The sequence below is a fragment of the Paenibacillus sp. GCM10023250 genome, from assembly GCF_042653205.1.
Taxonomy (GTDB): Bacteria; Bacillota; Bacilli; order Paenibacillales; family Paenibacillaceae; genus Paenibacillus_Z.
Genome location: NZ_JBHSHY010000007.1, coordinates 35,034 through 53,570, shown reverse-complemented (window position 1 = coordinate 53,570; position 18,537 = coordinate 35,034). Strand labels below are relative to the sequence as shown.

General features: G+C 60.8%; 14 protein-coding genes. 11 read left to right on the top strand and 3 right to left on the bottom strand.

Annotated elements, in window-relative coordinates; genetic code table 11:
- Window positions 1–330 precede the first annotated feature (330 nt).
- Both ACFPB1_RS08555 and ACFPB1_RS08550 read left to right on the top strand, forming a co-directional pair.
- On the top strand, window positions 331–1,323 hold the full coding sequence (locus tag ACFPB1_RS08555; protein ID WP_379224036.1) for a cell wall hydrolase: 993 nt from the start codon (window positions 331–333) through the stop codon (window positions 1,321–1,323).
- 673 nt (window positions 1,324–1,996) lie between these two features.
- On the top strand, window positions 1,997–3,373 hold the full coding sequence (locus ACFPB1_RS08550) for an MFS transporter (protein ID WP_379224034.1): 1,377 nt from the start codon (window positions 1,997–1,999) through the stop codon (window positions 3,371–3,373).
- Window positions 3,374–3,634: 261 nt separating this feature from the next.
- Here ACFPB1_RS08550 and ACFPB1_RS08545 read toward each other — a convergent pair whose 3' ends face one another.
- The 3 genes from ACFPB1_RS08545 to ACFPB1_RS08535 all read right to left on the bottom strand — a co-directional run bounded on the left by ACFPB1_RS08545 (window position 3,635) and on the right by ACFPB1_RS08535 (window position 6,566).
- Window positions 3,635–4,582 (bottom strand): ABC transporter permease, encoded by a 948-nt coding sequence (locus tag ACFPB1_RS08545; RefSeq protein WP_379224032.1) that lies wholly within the window; start codon window positions 4,580–4,582, stop codon window positions 3,635–3,637.
- Window positions 4,575–5,495, bottom strand: coding sequence for an ABC transporter ATP-binding protein (locus ACFPB1_RS08540; protein WP_379224029.1), 921 nt, complete (start codon window positions 5,493–5,495; stop codon window positions 4,575–4,577). The genes ACFPB1_RS08545 and ACFPB1_RS08540 overlap by 8 nt, the downstream gene beginning before the upstream one ends.
- A gap of 192 nt (window positions 5,496–5,687) precedes the next feature.
- Window positions 5,688–6,566, bottom strand: a complete 879-nt coding sequence (locus ACFPB1_RS08535; protein WP_379224246.1) for a LysR family transcriptional regulator — start codon at window positions 6,564–6,566, stop codon at window positions 5,688–5,690.
- A gap of 123 nt (window positions 6,567–6,689) precedes the next feature.
- Here ACFPB1_RS08535 and zwf point away from each other — a divergent pair, with 123 nt between their 5' ends.
- From zwf to ACFPB1_RS08490, 9 genes are all read left to right on the top strand, one after another.
- Window positions 6,690–8,216, top strand: coding sequence for a glucose-6-phosphate dehydrogenase (gene zwf / locus ACFPB1_RS08530; protein WP_379224027.1), 1,527 nt, complete (start codon window positions 6,690–6,692; stop codon window positions 8,214–8,216).
- The gene (tkt, locus tag ACFPB1_RS08525; protein ID WP_379224025.1) at window positions 8,194–10,185 is read left to right on the top strand and encodes a transketolase; all 1,992 of its coding nucleotides are present in this window, start codon (window positions 8,194–8,196) and stop codon (window positions 10,183–10,185) included. The genes zwf and tkt overlap by 23 nt, the downstream gene beginning before the upstream one ends.
- Before the next feature lie 151 nt (window positions 10,186–10,336).
- Window positions 10,337–11,002, top strand: a complete 666-nt coding sequence (gene fsa, locus ACFPB1_RS08520; protein WP_379224023.1) for a fructose-6-phosphate aldolase — start codon at window positions 10,337–10,339, stop codon at window positions 11,000–11,002.
- A gap of 55 nt (window positions 11,003–11,057) precedes the next feature.
- Complete coding sequence (locus ACFPB1_RS08515; protein WP_379224021.1) at window positions 11,058–12,404, top strand: glucose-6-phosphate isomerase; 1,347 nt, start codon at window positions 11,058–11,060, stop codon at window positions 12,402–12,404.
- Between the two features lie 16 nt (window positions 12,405–12,420).
- Window positions 12,421–13,833, top strand: a complete 1,413-nt coding sequence (gndA, locus tag ACFPB1_RS08510; protein ID WP_379224019.1) for an NADP-dependent phosphogluconate dehydrogenase — start codon at window positions 12,421–12,423, stop codon at window positions 13,831–13,833.
- A gap of 174 nt (window positions 13,834–14,007) precedes the next feature.
- Complete coding sequence (locus tag ACFPB1_RS08505; RefSeq protein ID WP_379224017.1) at window positions 14,008–15,471, top strand: ABC transporter substrate-binding protein; 1,464 nt, start codon at window positions 14,008–14,010, stop codon at window positions 15,469–15,471.
- A 93-nt stretch (window positions 15,472–15,564) separates the two neighbouring features.
- Window positions 15,565–15,726: an RAxF-45 family protein gene (locus ACFPB1_RS08500; RefSeq protein ID WP_379224015.1), complete on the top strand. Its 162-nt coding sequence runs from the start codon at window positions 15,565–15,567 to the stop codon at window positions 15,724–15,726.
- 141 nt (window positions 15,727–15,867) lie between these two features.
- Window positions 15,868–17,805 carry a ribosomal protection-like ABC-F family protein gene (gene abc-f, locus ACFPB1_RS08495; protein WP_379224013.1) on the top strand — a complete coding sequence of 646 codons (1,938 nt, stop codon included), beginning with the start codon at window positions 15,868–15,870 and terminating at the stop codon, window positions 17,803–17,805.
- A 200-nt stretch (window positions 17,806–18,005) separates the two neighbouring features.
- Window positions 18,006–18,467 (top strand): DUF2269 family protein, encoded by a 462-nt coding sequence (locus tag ACFPB1_RS08490; RefSeq protein ID WP_379224011.1) that lies wholly within the window; start codon window positions 18,006–18,008, stop codon window positions 18,465–18,467.
- Window positions 18,468–18,537 lie beyond the last annotated feature (70 nt).

The window sequence follows — 18,537 nt, the reverse complement described above, 5'->3', positions numbered from 1 at the left end:
GGGGGTGATGCGTGTGCCGTTTACGTCCGCGTTCCACCCTTGTATGGCTGAATGGCTGGAATCGTCGTTTTTTTCATGTTTTTGCCTCCTTGTTCATTATTACTTGTAGTATAAGGGATTTTCTTTGGAAAAAGTACGGGGGAATCGCGAAATCGGACAGGACGTAACCGGAAAAATCGGGGAAATCAACCGTCTTTTTCGCGAGTTCGTTAAAGTTTTTCTTAATTCTGTGAAAAAGTTAATCCAAACGGCAACTTTCGCTGTGCTATAATTTGCCCAGAAGACGAATGTTGGAAGCTTCATCCAACCATCTTGCTCTGGGAGGTACGCATGATCAGAGAAAGCAAGCCGGTTAGAAGGCTGTTCATCACGGCTATGGTGCTGGCGCTGGCCCTGCTCGGCGCTCTGCCGATGTCCAGCGCGCACGCGCAGGACGCTTCGGCGGCGAACGTGAAGGTCGTCGTAAACGGCGCCGCAAGCAAGCTCGGTCTCTTGTTCATCAGCGACGGGAAGCTGTACGCGCCCGTGGCCAAAGTCGCCGCGAAGCTGGGCGCGACGTCGAGCTGGAACAAAGCCGACGAGGAATTGACGATACATAACGCAGTAAACGATACGATCGTGCTTGGCAACGGCGTGCCCGTCGTCTACTTCAACGGCGGCCGTTACATGATGGAAACTTATCCGTTCTTGAAGGGCGGCAGGCTGTACATGCCGCTGCGCGCGCTCGCCGAGATGCTCCACGCCGACATGAAGGCGGCAGCGGATGGCACGGTCATTGAACTGTCTTCCGTGAAGCCGGCGGTCGTCACGGCATCGTACGGCCTGGGCGACATCAGCAAGGACGCCGGCAGCAGCCAGTCGGCGCTGTTGAAGCGCAACGGCATGGCCGTCGGCGCGAACGTGAACTCTGGGGCGAAGCTGAAAGTGGTGAACCCGTCGTTCCTCGCCCATCCGGCGAAGGCGTACACCGAGGAGGATTATCGGCTCCTCGCCAAGATTACGATGGTGGAAGCCGGCTACGAGCCTTTCGAAGGACAACTGGCTTTGGCGAACGTGATCCTGAACCGGGTGAAGGACCCGCGGTTTCCGAACACGATCCGTGACGTCATCTATTCCGGCCGGCAGTTTCCGCCTGCGCATAACGGACTGCTCGACAAGAGCAAGCCGAGCGCCTCGGTGCTTCGCGCCGCAAAGGATGCGCTGAACGGCCGCAATAACATCAAGAACGCGGTTTATTTCTTCAATCCCGCGGTGTCCACCGGACCGTTCTGGTCCAGTCTGGACGCGATCGCGACGATCGGCCATCACCGGTTCGCCAAATAACCGCTGGCATGCCGCAGTTAGGATGGAATGTTTGTTAGGAAAGGCTGTCTCTCACGTCATGCGCGTGGTTAAGGGGCGGCCTTTTTCATTTGGTGCCTGAGGCATTTGACAAACAATCACTTCGTTCCCACCGGTTCGGGTCAGGAATGCCCGGTCTTTTAAATTTATCGGATTAGCGGGGAAATGACCGGTGAAATCGTTCTCGCGCGCATCATTATTGGCTGCCCGGCACCGTTCCAACATTTATACTTGACTGATCATTCTTAAATGAGGTATAGTGGGATTCATGAAACGCGTGATGAACTTTCGCTGCCGATATAAGAACGATAATTCTTAAACGAATGCCGGATATAGACCGAGAAACAATAAGGTCATTGGGGACTTATCCGGACGGCGCGGTATTGGCATGACGCGATCATCGGGATGCCGGAGGCGAACAGCCTCGGACCGATTCAATGGGGAGGATACGAATGAGGAGCATCACATCCGTAACGGGTGCCGGCAGAAGCGCCGGTTACGCAGGCGGCATGCGGCAGGCAGTGCGGACCATCGCCGTCTTGCCGACGTTGCGGCGAGCAGGATCTTCCATGCCGGACCGTTAGCGTTTTACGCTTGGCTGCTTGCCGCTAAGCCGACCGAAATCATACTTTCATAAAATGGGGTGGAGAAATCAATGATAAACACAGAGAAGCAAGGTGTGATAAAGGAAGGCAAGGTCACGCTGCTGCTTGCTTTTACCATCGTGCTCGTCATCATGAACACGATGATGTTCAATCTGGCTTTACCGGACGTGGCGAAGGACTTCCAGCTGTCGGCGTCCTCTACTTCCTGGATCGTCACGGGGTACTCCATCGTGTTCGCGATGGCGTCCATTACGTACAGCCGGCTCTCGGATTTCGTACCGATCCGCCGACTGTTCATCATCAGTCTGCTGTCGCTCAGCTTGGCCGCGATCGCCGGCACGTTCAGCGACAGCTTCCTGATGCTGCTGCTCGTCCGCATCCTGCAGGCGTCCGGCGCCGGCGCGATTCCCGCGCTGTCGCTTAACTTGATCTCCCGCTACGTGCCGGTCGAACGACGCGGCAAAGCGATGGCCGTCATCATGTCGGCCGTCTCCCTCGGCCTCGGTCTCGGTCCGGTCGTCGGCGGCGCGATCGTCGAATATTTGGGCTGGCATGTGCTGTTCATCGTCACGGCGGTCACGCTGCTGTGCGTGCCGCTGTACGTCTTCATGATTCCGAAGGAGCAGCCGCGCAAAGGCGCTTTCGACGCGCTCGGGGCGCTGCTCATCGGCGCCGGTACGACCGGGCTGCTGCTGTACTTGACGAACCACTCGTGGATCGCGCTTATCGGCGGCATCGTGTCGCTCATTCTGTTCGCGATCCGCATCCGCGCGGCGAAGAATCCGTTCGTGCTTCCGGCGCTGTTCCGGAACCGTTCGTTCCTGGTCCTGAGCGTTGTCGGCATCGCGGGCTACATCAGCAGCTTCGCGACGCTGTACCTGCTGCCGCAAATCCTCGTCAAGCAGTACGGCTTGAGCGCGATCGAAGCGGGACTCGTCATCTTCCCGGGCTCGTTCCTGGCCATCTTCGTCTCGCGGAAAGCGGGCAAAATCATCGACCTGCGCGGCAACGGTTCGATTATCCGTTTCGTACCGCTCTTGCTGCTGCTGTCCGTCGTCCTGTTTGCCTTCTTCCAAGGCACGTCGTACGTGGCGATCCTGTTCATCTATATCCTGATGAGCATCAGCTTCACGATTCTGTCGAGCAGCATATCGAATGAAATCTCCCGCCTTCTGCCGCCGGCACAGATCGGCTCGGGGCTCGGCCTGTTCCAGCTGCTGCAGTTTTTCAGCGGAGCGTTCGGCGTGGCGACGTCCGCGAGCGCGCTGTCGTGGCAAAAGAGTCTGCCGATCAAAACCGCGTACAGCAATATTTACTGGGGATTGGCAATCATCGTTATTATAGCCATCGGCTGCGCGTTTATGTACCTGCAGGCCCAATCCAGGAAGCAGCCGGCTTCCCTGCGCGGGGCGACCGATATGGATTAATGAAGAAGGAATCCGGGCAGGAAACCGGGTTCCTTTTTTTGCGCGGCGGAGACTTGTTTGCCGAGGCGGCCCTTCCGGTGCCAAGCCCGCGCCGCCCGTCGTCAGCGGCCGATCGGTATGCCCTGCCGCGCCGTCGTCGAACGAAGTCCGATCGCGCTCGCACGTAACGCGCAAATACACGCCGGCAGCGAGCCGGCGTGTGTTTGCGTTTTCCGGTATTTCGTTAATCGGATTATTTCGTAGATCGGTTTATTTCATTGATCAGGCCGCCACGTCCCGCTTCGTGAACAGCAGCCAGGCCACGAGCTGGAAGACCGCGTAGTACGCGACCAGCATGAGGATGGAGAAGGACAGCGTCATCTCCGGCCGCAGCGGCGCGGAGCCCTCCATATACTGCGTCAGGTCGATGTTGGAGAAGAGCAAGTATTTTACCCACTCGTACCCGCGCAGCAGCTCGGACAGCGAATTGCCGAGGAAGATGAACAGCAGCGAGAAGGCGATGGCCATCGAGGAGCTCCGGAACGCTGCCGAGATCATGAACGCCATCGTGACGTAAAGCAGCAGCGAGACGACGGCGAAGCCGTATTTCTGCAGCGCGTTCGCGATCATCGAGCCCTCATGGACGACGCCGTTCGCAATCGTCACATGCGGCTCGCTTATGGCGCCGAAGCCTTCCAAGATGCCGCCCGCGGCGAAAGCAGCCGCGAACGCGATCACGAGCAGCAGGAGCGCGTAGCCCAGCGTGGCGATATATTTGGCTGCCATGATCTTCGTTCGCGACGCGGGCCCGACGAGCAGCAGCTTGACCGTGCCCCATGAAAATTCCGCGGCGATCATGTCGGCCGCGACGATGACGGTCAGAATCGTGACCAAAATAATGAGCGAGGCCGAAGTGTTTACGTACGTCCACAGTGTCAGCCGGTTCGGATTAATATCGTGCTCCAAATAGTAGGCGTTCAGCTTGATCGCGTCTTCCAGGTGCTCTTTGTCGCCCGGATGCGCGAGGCCCTGCAGCTGCTGCTGCAGCTGGTCGTTCCGCTGCGTCAGCTGCTGCCGCCAATCCGTCTGGCTGCCTTTGCCGGCATCCCATTTCATGATCCCGCTCATGAGGCCGATGGCGAGCAGGAGAAAACCGATCATCGCCCAGGTGCGCGGACGGCGGTAAATTTTCATGTTCTCGTTGCGAATCAGTTTGCTTAAGCTAGACAACCATCTCACCTCCGGTAATTTCCAGGAATTGGTCCTCGAGCGATCGCTGCGCGGCATGAATGCTGAGCACGTCGATCTCGGCGCCGACCAGCAGCCGCACGAGATGCGGGATGACGGCCTTGTCCGCCGTCAGCTCCAGCCGGCCGCCGGTCTCGCGCACGAGCGCGGGCTCGAACGCCGAGGCGAGCAGGCGCAGCGCGGCCGCGGCATCGCCGGTCTCGATGACGATTTTGGTCTGCGCGTCGTCCCGGGATTCTTGGATCGAACGGACGTCGACCAGCTTGCCGGACTGAATGATCGCGACGCGGTCGCACATCAGCTCCATCTCCGACAGCAGGTGGGAGGAGACGATGACGGCGGTCCCTTCCTCGCGGGTCAGCTTGCGCAAGTAATCGCGCAGCTCGCGGATGCCCGCGGGATCGAGGCCGTTGGTCGGCTCGTCGAGAATGAGCAGCGACGGGCGGTGCAGGATGGCCTGGGCGACGCCGAGCCGCTGGCGCATGCCGAGCGAGTAGCGTTTGACCTTCTCGTGGATCCGGTTCTGAAGCCCGAGGAGCGTGACGACTTCGTCGATGCGCGCCTTCGTCACGCCTTCGTGCCGGCGCGCGAAGTGGACGAGGTTCTGGTAGCCGGTCAGAAATTTATACATTTCTGGATTTTCGACGATCGCGCCCACGTGCGTCATCGCCAGCTCGAAATGCTTGCCGACCGAGATGCCCTTGATGATCGCCTCTCCCTTCGTCATCGAGATCAGGCCGACGATCATGCGGATCGTCGTCGTCTTGCCCGCGCCGTTCGGGCCGAGGAAGCCGAATATCTCGCCAGGCTGGATGTCGAATGTCAGATTGTCGACGATGTTGCGCCTGCCGACGGTTTTGGTCAGATTGCGTAGCTGAAGGACTGCGTCTGTCATACAAGGTAACCTCCTGTATAAGTGCTCTGCTAGCAACTATACCGGAAGGCGGGGCCTGGAAAAACCGACCTGCGCTCAGGCCGCGTCCCCTGCTTTGGTCGGGGATTCCCGCGGAAGCACCAGCTCTGCGCACGGCAAAAAGCCCGCGATCCGATCGCGGGCTGGCCGAGGATAGCCGGCACGGCGCCGTTCTCAGTGCACCAGCTCCATGAATTTGCGGGCCGCGTTCGACAGCGGCATGTTGCGCATCATCATGAAGCCGACCTGCGAAGGCGGCAGCTTGACGTCGAGCCGGATTTCGAACAACGACCCTTCCTCGAGCTCCCGGGTCACGAATTCCCGGGTCACGTAAGAGATGCCGAGCCCTTTGCGCGCGAATTCGATGAGCAGGTCGACGCTGCCGACCTCGATCTCGGGCTTGATCTCGAAGCCGTAGCTCTGGAACAGCTCCGTGATCGCCATCCGGACCCGGCTGTTGCGCGAGAACAGGATGATGGGATACTCCAGCAGCTCCTTCATCGACAGGACCTCGCCCTTCAGCTCGGCGTACAGGTTGCCCGCCACGAAGCAGTCCTGGAGCTGGATGCCTTTCAAGACCTCGATTTGCTCGTCGACGATCGGCATCCGCACGACGCCGACGTCGATGCGGCCTTCCTTCAGGAACGAGATCGTCTCCGGCGTCGTCCCGTGGTTCAAGTGCAGCTTGATGCCGGGATGCTTCTGGTGATAATCCTCGAGGAAGGGGAGCAAATAATGCTTGAACAGCGAGTCGCTGCCGCCGAGCCGCAGCTCGCCGCTGTCGAGGTTTTTGAGGGCGGCCATCTTCTCTTCGGCGATCGTGATCAGAATTTGCGATTTCTCGATGTAGGAATACAGAATGCTGCCTTCCTGCGTCAGCGCCACGCCTTTGGAGTTCCGGTAGAAGAGGGTGAGGCCGAAGCTGTCCTCGAGCTGTTTGATCGCATGGCTGACGCTCGGCTGCGTCAAGTACAGCGCTTTGGCGGCCTGCGTCAGGCTGCCGGTCTTCGCGGCCCAGTAAAAAACTTTGTACAGCTCGTAGTTATTGGTCATAGACATGGTCTATAGCTCCTGTGAAATATATTAATTACTTGTATAGATGCTAATCGTATTATAGTTGAACCAAGGAAGAGAAACCAGCATTTCAGATAAGCATGCCGGAAGGAGTCATGAACCATGGAGGCAACAACGTTTGTCTTGTTTGGAGCTACGGGGGATTTGGCGAAACGCAAAATATATCCCGCTTTGTATAATTTATTCGTCGACGGGAAGCTGCCGAAAGCCTTCTCCGTCGTCGGGCTCGGCAGACGGGAACTGACCGACGAGACGTTTCGGGAGAACGTCGCCCGGTCGCTCAAGAGCTTCTCGCGCCGCGAGGCGAACGAAGGCGAGGCGCTGAACGAATTCTTGGGCGCGTTCCGCTACAGCGTCCTCGACATCGGCCGCAAGGAGGATTACCAGAAGCTGCTGCGGCTGGTCGAAGCGCGCGAAGCGGAGCTCGGCGCCGCGCCCAACCGTCTGTTCTACTTGTCGGTCGGCCCCGAATTCTTCGAGACGATCGCCGCGAACATCCGCGAGAGCGGGCTCGGCTCCGCCGACGGCTGGAAGCGTCTCGTCATCGAGAAGCCGTTCGGCCACGATCTGCAGTCCGCCCGCGAATTGAACGCGCGGCTGAGCCGCTCGTTCGCCGAAGAAGAGATTTACCGCATCGACCACTACCTCGGCAAGCCGATGGTGCAGAAGCTGGAAATTCTCCAGCAGGCCAATCCGGTGCTGCAGGCGCTCTGGACGAACCGCCACATCGCCAACGTACAGATCACGGCGAACGAGACGGTCGGCGTCGAGGAACGCGCGGGCTACTACGATCATGTCGGCGCCGTCCGCGACATGTTTCAGAACCACATGCTGCAGCTGCTCATGATGCTCGCGATTCACCTGCCGCACAACAGCACGTCCGACGAAGTGCGCACGAAGAAGCGGAAGGTGATGGAGGCGCTCGAGCCGCTGGCGAAGGAAGACGTGGCCGCGAACGTCATCCGCGGACAGTACGCGGCCGGCGAGATTCAAGGCAAGCCGGTCGTCGGCTACACGTCGGAGCCGGGCATCGCGGCGGATTCCATGAACGATACGTTCATTGCCGCCGAGCTGCACATCGACGATTATTTTTGGCGGGGCGTTCCGTTCTATATTCGGACCGGCAAGCGCATGAAGGAGAAGTCGACGCGCATCGTCATCGAGTTCAAGGAACTGGCCGGCGAGCATACGCAGGAAGACGACAAGACGAAAGCGCCGAACCTGCTCGTCTTCGAGATCAGCCCGAACGAAGGCATCACGCTGCAGCTGAACACGCGGGATCCGCAGCATAAAGGCGAATTCCAGCCGATGCTCGTCAACTTCCACACGAGCCAGCAGGACGTGCCGGAAGCGTACGAGAACCTGATCCACGACGCGCTGCAGGGCGATCCGACGTTCTTCGCGCACTGGAGCGAGGTGGAGCTGGCCTGGAAATGGGTGCAGCCGGTCCTCGACGCCTTCAAAGAAGATCTCGTGCCGCTTCGAACGTACGCGGCCGGCACTTACGGCCCGGCCGAAGCCGACGAGCTGCTTGCGCGCAACGGCCATCGCTGGCGGTTCGACGATACAGCCGACAATCAAACCCACACGAAAGAAGGAGCCACTTATGCCTACCACGCAAACCATTGACCAACTCGCCATCGATACGATCCGGACCTTGTCGATCGATGCCATCAACGCCGCCAACTCCGGCCACCCCGGCCTGCCAATGGGCGCAGCGCCGATGGCGTACACGCTCTGGTCCCGCCAGCTGAACCATAACCCGGCGCACGCCAAATGGTTCAACCGCGACCGCTTCGTCCTCTCCGCCGGCCACGGCTCGGCGCTGCTGTACAGCCTGCTGCATCTGTCCGGCTACCAGGTGTCGCTGGACGACCTCAAACAGTTCCGCAAGCTGAACAGCAAGACGCCGGGGCATCCGGAATACGGCCACACGGACGGCGTCGACGCGACGACGGGACCGCTCGGCCAAGGGATCGCAATGGCGGTCGGCATGGCGATGGCGGAAGCGCATCTGGGCGCCAAGTACAACCGCGACGGCTTCCCTGTGGTCGACCATCACACCTACGCCATTGTCGGCGACGGCTGCTTGATGGAAGGCATCTCGTACGAAGCGATGTCGATGGCGGGCCACATGAAGCTGGGCAAGCTGATCGTCCTGTACGATTCCAATGACATCTCCCTCGACGGCGATCTGAACCTCTCCTTCGGCGAGAACGTCCGCAAGCGCGCGGAATCGGCGCAATGGCAGTACCTGCGGGTCGAGGACGGCAACGACGTGGCGGCCATCGCGAAGGCGATCGAAGAAGCGAAGCAAAACGAATCGCAGCCGACGCTGATCGAGATCCGCACCATCATCGGGTACGGCAGCAAGGTTGCCGGCACGAACAAGGCGCACGGCGCCCCGCTCGGCAAGGAAGAAGCCAAAGCGACGAAAGCCGTCTACGGCTGGAATCACGAGGAAGAGTTTTACGTGCCGGAAGATGTCAAAGCGCATTTTGCGGAGTTGAAGCATAAAGGCGCCGGCAAAGAAGCAGAATGGAACCGACTGCTCGAATCGTACAAGGCGCAGTATCCGTCGCTCGGCGGCGAGCTGGAAGACGTCATCGAAGGCAAATTAACGATCGAGACGGCGGACGTGCTCACGTTCGACCCGGCCAAGACCGTCTCGACCCGCGTGGCCAGCGGCAACGCGATCAATCACTTCGTGAAGCTCGTGCCGTCCATCTTCGGCGGCAGCGCGGACCTGTCGCACTCGACGATGACGGATATCAGCGGCGAAAGCACGTTCGCGATCGACTCGTACGCCGGGCGCAACGTCTACTTCGGCGTCCGCGAGCACGCGATGGGCGCGGCCGGCAACGGCATGGCGCTGCATGGCGGCGTGAAGCCGTTCGTCAGCACGTTCTTCGTCTTCAGCGACTACCTGCGGCCGTCCATCCGCTTGGCGGCGCTGCAGAAGCTGCCCGTCACGTACGTCTTCACGCACGACTCCATCGCGGTCGGCGAAGACGGCCCGACGCACGAGCCGGTCGAGCACCTCGCGGCGCTGCGCACGATTCCGGGCCTGACGGTCATCCGTCCGTCGGACGCGAACGAGACGGCCAGCGCATGGGCGTACGCCCTGCAGCAAAACGAAGGGCCGGTCGCGCTTATTCTGAGCCGCCAGAACCTTCCGGTATACGAAGCGACCCAAGCGAACGTGAGCGACGTCGCAAAGGGCGGTTACATTCTGACGGAAACGAACGCCAATCCGGACGTCATCCTGATCGGCACGGGCTCCGAGGTGTCGCTGGCGGTGAGCGCCAAGGCTGAGCTCGAGCGCGAGAACCTGTCGGTGCGCGTGGTCGCCATGCCGAGCCGCGAGCTGTTCGAACGGCAGGACGACGCGTACAAGCAAGCGGTGCTGCCGGCTTCCGTCGCGAAGCGCGTAACCATCGAAGCGGGGATCTCGCTCGGCTGGGACCGGTACGCCGGCCCAAGCGGCAAGGTGCTGGCGATCGACACGTTCGGCGCGTCCGGCCCGGGCAACGAGGTCATGGCGTACTTCGGCTTCACGGTCGGCAATGTCGTCAACGCGGCGAAGAGCCTGCTCTAATCGTTTACGCATCGCGTTCTGATATATTCATCGTGCAATCGCCGAATTTCTAATTTCCGATCAGCGTTCATGAGGATGTCTGCCGTGTCCGCGGGCTGCCAGCCGGCGGACGGGGCTCAATCATAAAACCATATCCGGAGGTAATGAAACCATGAAATTTTTTATCGACACCGCTAACCTGGCCGATATCAACAAAGCGTACAAAATCGGCGTCCTGTCCGGCGTAACGACGAATCCGTCCCTGGTCGCCAAAGAAGGCGTGAAATTCGAAGACCGCATCGAGGAAATTCTGAAGGCTGTGCCAGAAGTCGAATCCGTCTCCGCGGAAGTCACGCCGGACGCGCTGACAGCCGAAGACATGATCGCGCAAGCGAACGAGCTGATCAAGATCAACAACAACGACAAGAACATCACGATCAAGCTGCCGATGACGCTGGCCGGCCTGGAAGCGTGCCGTTATCTGACCAAGAAAGGCGTCAAGACAAATGTCACGCTGATCTTCACGGTTAACCAGGCGCTCCTCGCGGCTCGCGCTGGCGCGACGTACGTATCGCCGTTCCTCGGCCGTCTGGACGACATCTCCGAAGACGGCGTGCAGCTGGTATCGAAAGTCGCCGAGCTGTTCCGCGTCCATAACCTCGACACCCAAATCATCGCGGCTTCCGTCCGTCACCCGGACCACGTGACGCGCGTCGCCATGGCGGGCGCTCATATCGCCACCGTGCCATTCTCGGTCATCGAGCAAATCTCGAAGCACCCGCTGACGGACGCTGGCATCGAGAAATTCGCCGCCGATTGGCAGAAAGCCGTTCGTTAAGCCATCCGTCCATTGAATAGAGAGAAGCCGTTCAGGCAGGAGGAGAGAAACCGTAATGGGGATTAAATTCGATTATTCGAGCGCATTGTCGTTCATCGGTCAACACGAAGTGGATTATTTCGGCGAGTTTGTGAATGTTGCGCACCGCATGCTGCACGAGAAGCAGGGACCTGGCTCCGACTTCCTCGGCTGGGTCGACCTGCCGCTCCAATACGACAAAGCCGAGTTTGCGCGGATCAAGCAGGCCGCGTCGCGCATCCGCAGCAATTCCGATGCGCTGATCGTCATCGGCATCGGCGGCTCGTACCTCGGCGCGAGATCCGCGATCGAAGCGCTGTCGCATACGTTCCACAATCAGATGAAGGGCAACACGCAGGTATACTTCGCCGGTCAGAACATCAGCTCCACCTACATCACGCACCTGCTCGAGCTGCTCGAGGGCAAGGACATCTCCTTGAACGTCATCTCCAAGTCGGGCACGACGACGGAGCCCGCGATCGCTTTCCGGATTCTGCGCGACTACATGGAGAAGAAATACGGCAAGGACGAAGCCCGCAAACGGATCTACGCGACGACCGACGCCGCGAAGGGCGCGCTGAAGAAATTGGCCGACGATGAAGGCTACGAGTCGTTCGTCATTCCCGACGACGTCGGCGGCCGGTACTCCGTCCTGACGGCCGTCGGCCTGCTGCCGATCGCGGCCGCCGGACTTGACATCGACCGGATGATGGAAGGCGCGGCTGCCGCCTCGAAGAAATACAACAACGCGGACCTCGCAACCAACGAGAGCTACCAATACGCCGCCGTCCGCAATGCCCTCTACCGCAAAGGCAAATCGATCGAGCTGCTGGCGAACTTCGAGCCGTCCTTACACTACGTGTCGGAATGGTGGAAGCAGCTGTTCGGCGAGAGCGAGGGCAAGGATTCGAAGGGGCTGTATCCGGCATCCGTTGATTTCACGACCGACCTGCACTCCATGGGCCAATACGTCCAGGAAGGCCGGCGCGACCTGATCGAAACGGTACTTGCGGTGAAGAAGCCGAAGGTCGAGCTGACAATCGGGGAGGACGCGAGCAATCTCGACGGCCTTAACTTCCTGGCCGGCATGACGATGGACGAAGTGAACAAGCAGGCGGCCATCGGCACGCGGCTTGCGCATGTCGACGGCGGAGTGCCGAACTTGATCGTCGAGCTGGACGAGCTGAACGAGTACACGTACGGCGAAATGGTCTACTTCTTCGAGAAGGCTTGCGGCATCAGCGGCCTGCTGCTCGGCGTGAACCCGTTCGACCAGCCGGGCGTCGAAGCGTACAAGGTCAACATGTTCGCCCTGCTGGGCAAACCCGGCTTCGAAGCGCAAAAGGCCGAGCTTGCGAAACGTCTGTCCGCATCGGAACAATAAGAGGAGGTCGTCAACCATGAGTAAACAACAAATCGGCGTCGTCGGACTTGCCGTCATGGGCAAAAACTTGGCCCTTAACATCGAAAGCAAAGGATTCTCGGTCGCGGTGTACAACCGTTCCCCGGAGAAAACGAAGGAACTGCTGGCGGAAGCCGAAGGCAAAAACTTCGTCGGCGCGTACAGCGTCGAGGAATTCGTGGCCGCGCTGGAAGTTCCGCGCAAAATTCTGATCATGGTCAAAGCCGGCCAGCCGACGGACGCGACGATCGAATCGCTGCTGCCGCATTTGAGCCCGGGCGACATCCTGATCGACGGCGGCAACGCGTTCTTCCCGGATACGCAGCGCCGCAACAAGGAGCTGTCGGCCAAAGGCTTCCGCTTCATCGGGGCGGGGGTATCGGGCGGCGAAGAGGGCGCGCTCCACGGCCCGTCCATCATGCCGGGCGGCCAGCGCAGCGCGTATGAGCTCGTGGAGCCGATCCTGACGGCGATCGCGGCGAAGGTGAACGGCGAGCCGTGCACGACGTACATCGGCGAAGACGGCGCGGGCCATTACGTCAAGATGGTCCACAACGGCATCGAGTACGGCGACATGCAGCTGATCGGCGAAGCGTACCACCTGCTGAAGGACGTGCTCGGCCTCAGCACGAGCGAGCTGCACGACATCTTCACCGAGTGGAACAAGGGCGAGCTGGACAGTTACCTGATCGAGATCACGGCCGACATCTTCGGCAAGACCGATCCGGAGACGGGCAAGCCGATGGTCGACGTCATCCTCGACTCGGCCGGCCAGAAGGGTACGGGCAAATGGACGAGCCAAAGCGCGCTCGACCTGGGCGTGCCGCTGTCGATCATCACGGAATCCGTTTTCGCGCGGTTCCTCTCCGCGATGAAGGAAGAGCGCGTCGCAGCCAGCAAGCTGCTGGGCGGCCCGGCGCCGGTCCGCTTCGAAGGCGACCGCGCGGCGTTCATCGAAGCCGTCCGCAAGGCGCTGTACGCGAGCAAGATCGCCTCGTACGCCCAAGGCTTCGCGCAGATGCGCGCCGCTTCCGAAGCATATGACTGGAACCTGAACTACGGCGCCATCGCGATGATCTTCCGCGGCGGCTGCATCATCCGCGCCCGCTTCCTGCAGAACATCAAGGACGCGTACGACCGCGACCCGGCGCTGCGCAACCTGTTCCTCGACGAGTACTTCAAAGGCGTCGTCGAGAACTACCAAGGCGCATGGCGCGAAGTCGTGGCCGCCGCCGTCTCCCGCGGCATCCCGGTTCCGGCCTTCGCTTCGGCGCTGGCGTACTACGACAGCTACCGCTCCGAGCGGCTGCCGGCCAACCTGCTTCAAGCGCAGCGCGACTACTTCGGCGCCCACACGTTCCAGCGCGTGGACAAGGAAGGTACGTTCCACCACCAGTGGATGGAGCAATAATCGTTCGAACGCGAAGAGACGCCCGGCTTGCCCGGGCGTCTCTTTTGCGCATTCCGTGTTTTCCGATATCGGGACATCTCCAACATTTAAGGTAAAATTAGAAAATTATAGTAGAATTAATGCTATAATAGGTGGCGTTTGGAAGAAATGCGAATCGGAAACGGAGTGAAGGCATTGAAATGGTTTATGGGAAGGCGTTCGGCAAGCATCGCCGGTCTCGCGGCCGCGATGGCGATGTCCGGGTGCAGCTTGACTGGCGGCGGTACGGACCCGAGCAGCGATATCGCGTCCCTCAAGGTGATGTACTACGATGAGAGATCGTTCTACGATCAGTTCGGCACGGTGTATTCGGCGCTGCATCCGAACGTCGAGCTGACGGTCGTCTCCAATCAGAATTACTCGGACAAGCCGGTCGCGGATCCCGAGGCGGAGCTGCGGAGCTTCATCGAACGGGAAAATCCCGACGTCCTGATGCTGTCGGTCGACCAGCTGTCGACAATGGCCAAGGAAGGCAAACTGCTCGAGCTAGACACGATGATCGCGGAGAAGGACTATCGCGCGGAAACGCTGATTCCTGGCCTGCTCGATTATTTGAAATCGTTCGGGGACGGCAAGCTGTACGGCCTGTCGCCGACCTTTTACAGCCAAGCGCTCTTCTACAACAAAGATCTGTTCGCGAAGTACGGCATTCCGCTTCCGGAGGACAAGATGACCTGGGAGCAGCTGTTCGAGCTGGCGCAGCGCTTCCCGACCGACGGGCCCAAGGACAAGCGCGTATACGGGCTAGGTTTGGGCTATGGCGTCGACGCCTATCAGCTGGGCACCATGATCGGGTCCGCCCAGAACCTGACGATGATCAATCCGGCGAACGGCCAAGTCACCGCCGACACGCCTTCCTGGAAGCGCATTTACCAAACGGCGTTCAACGGACTCAAGTCCGGGGCGCTCTACTCGGAGGATCCGAATGGCATGAACGGGTCGAGCACGTATGAGGACTATTTGCTCCGCGATCCGTTCGTGTCCGGCAGGCTCGCCATGAGGCTTGACGGCACGTACTTGATGGATCAGATCAACGAGGGGCGCAGCCGGATCCCGGATAAGAGCAAGATCGTGCAGAATTGGGACCTCGTCACGGTGCCGGTCGACCCGCAAAATCCGGAGGGCAGCGTGAGCATGAACGTAGGGCAAATATTCGCGGTGAACGCCAAGTCTGCGAACGCCGAGGCCGCCAAGGAGTTCGTGAGGTACATCACGAGCGAGGAATACGCCAGGGTCACCTCCAAGCTCCACTCCAACGGCTTCCCGGTGCGGACCACCTACTTGAAGGACGAAGAAAATCATAATTTCAAAGCGTTCTACGCTCTGAAGCCGAATACGCCGAAGCTGCCCCAGGACTTCGGCAGCGTCCCGCAGGCGTTCTACATACGCTTCTCGACGCTCGCGCAGCAGGAGCTGAAGGACGCGTACGACGGCAAGCAGTCGCTCGACGCGGCCCTGGCGTCCATTCAGACCAAGGGCCAGCAGGCGTTAATGGAGGAGCAGACGAAGGTGAAGATTCAGATTAAGGACGGAGGCGCGCAGGGCGTCGAGGCCGGCGGCACGGCTTCTTCCGGGGACGCGTCCACCGGTACCGAATAGCGCGTACGGCTGGCAGAACGGGTATCTGCCCCGTTGCCAGGGCGCAGGTGCCTGTGCTATACTCGAACCAATTATGCGAAGGAGGTGAGGCAGGTGAATCACGAATGGGTCAATTCCCGCATTAGCCAGCTGCCGATTGCCATGGCTGGCATTACGCATGCATTTTTCGCGAACGGGATCCGTCTGTCCATTTACGACGATACGATTGACCATTCGCGAGAAGAGCCTGCCTCCACCGCAACGGATTGCTTATGAACGGGTGATTGCCTTTCGCTTCCGGCCGACGCCGGGAGCCGATCGTCCGGCATCTGTCCAGGAGGGCCGCGGCTTGTTGCCGCGGCCCTTTTTTGCGCTCTCGAGAGCGGGTCTTCCGACTATACCAGGAGGACTAAAACCATGATGATCGTGAACATGCAGGATATCAAAAAATACCATGCCGCCCAGCTCGTGCTGAACGGCGCGACGCTGCAGCTGCTTGAGGGCGAGAAGGTCGGCCTAATCGGCCGCAACGGCAGCGGAAAATCGACGCTGCTGCGGCTGATCGCGGGCCACGATCGGCCCGACGAAGGGCTGCTCACCGTGCGAAAGGACTTGACGATCGGGTATTTGCCTCAAATTCCAGCCGAATTCGAGGCGATGAACGTCTACGACGTGCTGGCGTACGGCTACCGCGAGCTGCTCGGCGTGAGGGCGGAGATGGCGGCACTCGAAGCGCGCATGTCCGATCCGGCCGCGGCTGCGGACACCGCCGCGATGGAGCGGTTGCTGCGGGCGTATGCCGCGGCGCAGGAACGGTTCGAGCAAGGCAGCGGCTACGAGATGGAGACGGCGATCGACCAGGTGGCCGAAGGGCTGCGGCTTGACCGGAAGCTCGACGGGCGGCGGTTCGGCAGCTTGTCCGGCGGCGAGCAGACGCGCGTCGTGCTGGCGTCCCAGCTGGTCGTTCGTCCGGAGCTGCTGCTGCTGGACGAACCGACGAACCATTTGGACCTGAAGGGGATCGAATGGCTGGAGTCGTTCCTGCGGCGGTACGAAGGCGCCTTCGTCGTCGTCTCGCACGACCGGTACTTCCTCGATGCCGTCTGCAAGAAAACGATCGAGCTCGAGGACGGCGAAGCGTCGGCGTATCCGACGGGCTATACCGGATACGTGCAGGAGAAGGAAGCGCGGCTGCTCCAGCAGTTCGCGCAGTATCAGGAGCAGCAGAAGGTTATTAAGAAGATGAAGGAGACGATCCGCCAGCTGGAGGAATGGGGACGGGTCGGCGGCAACGAGAAGTTTTTCAAGCGCGCGGCGTCGATCCGCAAGGCGCTGGAGCGGATGGACGTGCTCAAGCGGCCGGTGCTCGATCCGAAAACGGCGGCGTTCGCGCTGTCGATCCAGGACCGTTCCGGCCGGCGCGTGCTCGATTTCGAGAACGTGGAGAAGCGGTTCGAGGATCGGGCGATCCTGAACGGGGCGTCGGGCAGCCTGCTCTACGGCGAGAAGGTCGCGCTGCTCGGGGACAACGGCTCCGGCAAAACGACGCTGTTCCGGCTGCTGCTGGGCGAAGTCGAACCGGACGGCGGACGCATCGAGCACGGTTCGCGCGTCGACGTCGGGTATCTCGCGCAGCAAGAGCCGCCGGCGGACGGCAAACGGACGGTGCTCGACTACTTCCGCGTTGAAGGCGCGTACGAGGAAGGGGAAGCGCGAGGTGTGCTCGCCCGGTATTTGTTTTACGGGGGCGACGTCTTCAAGCCGGTCGCGTCGCTGTCCGGCGGCGAATGGGCGCGGCTGCGGCTCGCGCTGCTCGTCCGGCGGGCGCCGAACCTGCTGCTGCTGGACGAACCGACGAACCACCTCGACATCGCCTCGCGCGAGGCGCTGGAGGAGGCGCTCGAGCAGTACCCGGGCACGGTGCTGGCGATCTCGCACGACCGTTATTTCATCAATCGCCTCGCGCGGCGCGTATGGGAGCTGAAGCGCGGCCGGATCGCCGCCTATCTCGGCAATTACGAGGATTACCGGGCGAAGCGCGCCGAGCCGGAGGAGGAGTCCGGAGAGCCGGGGAGCGCGAAGCGACCGGCGCCCGTCCGCGCGGAAGCGGCTGAACCGATGGCACAGCCGGCGGACCGGAAAGCGGCTGCGGCGCCGGGCGGCGGGAAGCGGGCCGAGCAGCTGGAACGGGAGATCGCCGCGCTCGAGACGGAGCTGGCCGCGGCCGACGAGCGGCTCTGCGGCTTCGATGCCGCCGGCGATGCGGCGGCGCTGGAGGCCGGCTGGCGCGAGCGCGAAGCGCTGCAGGCGCGGCTCGATGCGCTGCTGGAGGCGTGGATGGCGCTTGAGCCGTAGCGAGCTCGGGCGTTGCCGGGGCGGCCTCGGTTCGCGGCCGAGCTTTCGGGCGCCCGCGAATGGCATTGCCGCTCCGCGCCGGCGAAGGAAGGGACAGGGACCTATTATTCAAGGTCCCTTCCATTTTTCTTATTTACAAACCGTTAGTCGGTATGTATGATGAAAGTAAGCAATTATTTTCCAATTGGGAGGGCGCTTAGATGAACGGATTATTGCTGCTGCATTTGCTGGGGGTCGTCGTCTTCGTGGGCAACATCGTGACGGCCGCGTTCTGGAAGGTCCGCGCGGACATCGGGAAGAATCCCGTCGCGATTCACGCCGCGGTCAAGTCCGTCATGGCGGCGGATTACGCCTTTACGCTTCCCGGGCTCCTGCTGATCATCGTCTCCGGCGTGCTGATGGCATCTCGCGAGCATCTGCCGATGCACGGCATGAACTGGCTGACGGCGTCGCTCGCGCTGTTCGCCGTGACGGGCATCATCTGGCTGGCAGTGCTTATCCCGCTGCAGCGCGCGATGATCCATCACAGCGCCGAGGGAATCCAGCGCGGCACCGTCACCGAAGCGTACGCGCGCGCATCCCGCCAGTGGGCCGTATTCGGCATCTCCGCGACGCTGCTGCCGCTCGTCATTCTATACTTGATGGTGTCCAAGAGCTTCTGAACGGGCGTCCGCCTTGGCGGGACGAGGATGAGAACGATCTCATTTTTTTCCTTGGGCGGCTTCGGTGTGG

Bases quoted from the DNA above. Each gene is read 5' to 3' on its own strand.
- ACFPB1_RS08550 (WP_379224034.1), top strand. From the start codon at position 1,997: ATGATAAACACAGAGAAGCAAGGTGTGATAAAGGAAGGCAAGGTCACG.
- ACFPB1_RS08490 (WP_379224011.1), top strand. From the start codon at position 18,006: ATGAACGGATTATTGCTGCTGCATTTGCTGGGGGTCGTCGTCTTCGTG.
- abc-f (WP_379224013.1), top strand. From the start codon at position 15,868: ATGATGATCGTGAACATGCAGGATATCAAAAAATACCATGCCGCCCAG.
- ACFPB1_RS08535 (WP_379224246.1), bottom strand. From the start codon at position 6,566: ATGACCAATAACTACGAGCTGTACAAAGTTTTTTACTGGGCCGCGAAG.
- fsa (WP_379224023.1), top strand. From the start codon at position 10,337: ATGAAATTTTTTATCGACACCGCTAACCTGGCCGATATCAACAAAGCG.
- tkt (WP_379224025.1), top strand. From the start codon at position 8,194: ATGCCTACCACGCAAACCATTGACCAACTCGCCATCGATACGATCCGG.
- ACFPB1_RS08540 (WP_379224029.1), bottom strand. From the start codon at position 5,495: ATGACAGACGCAGTCCTTCAGCTACGCAATCTGACCAAAACCGTCGGC.
- ACFPB1_RS08555 (WP_379224036.1), top strand. From the start codon at position 331: ATGATCAGAGAAAGCAAGCCGGTTAGAAGGCTGTTCATCACGGCTATG.
- gndA (WP_379224019.1), top strand. From the start codon at position 12,421: ATGAGTAAACAACAAATCGGCGTCGTCGGACTTGCCGTCATGGGCAAA.
- zwf (WP_379224027.1), top strand. From the start codon at position 6,690: ATGGAGGCAACAACGTTTGTCTTGTTTGGAGCTACGGGGGATTTGGCG.
- ACFPB1_RS08515 (WP_379224021.1), top strand. From the start codon at position 11,058: ATGGGGATTAAATTCGATTATTCGAGCGCATTGTCGTTCATCGGTCAA.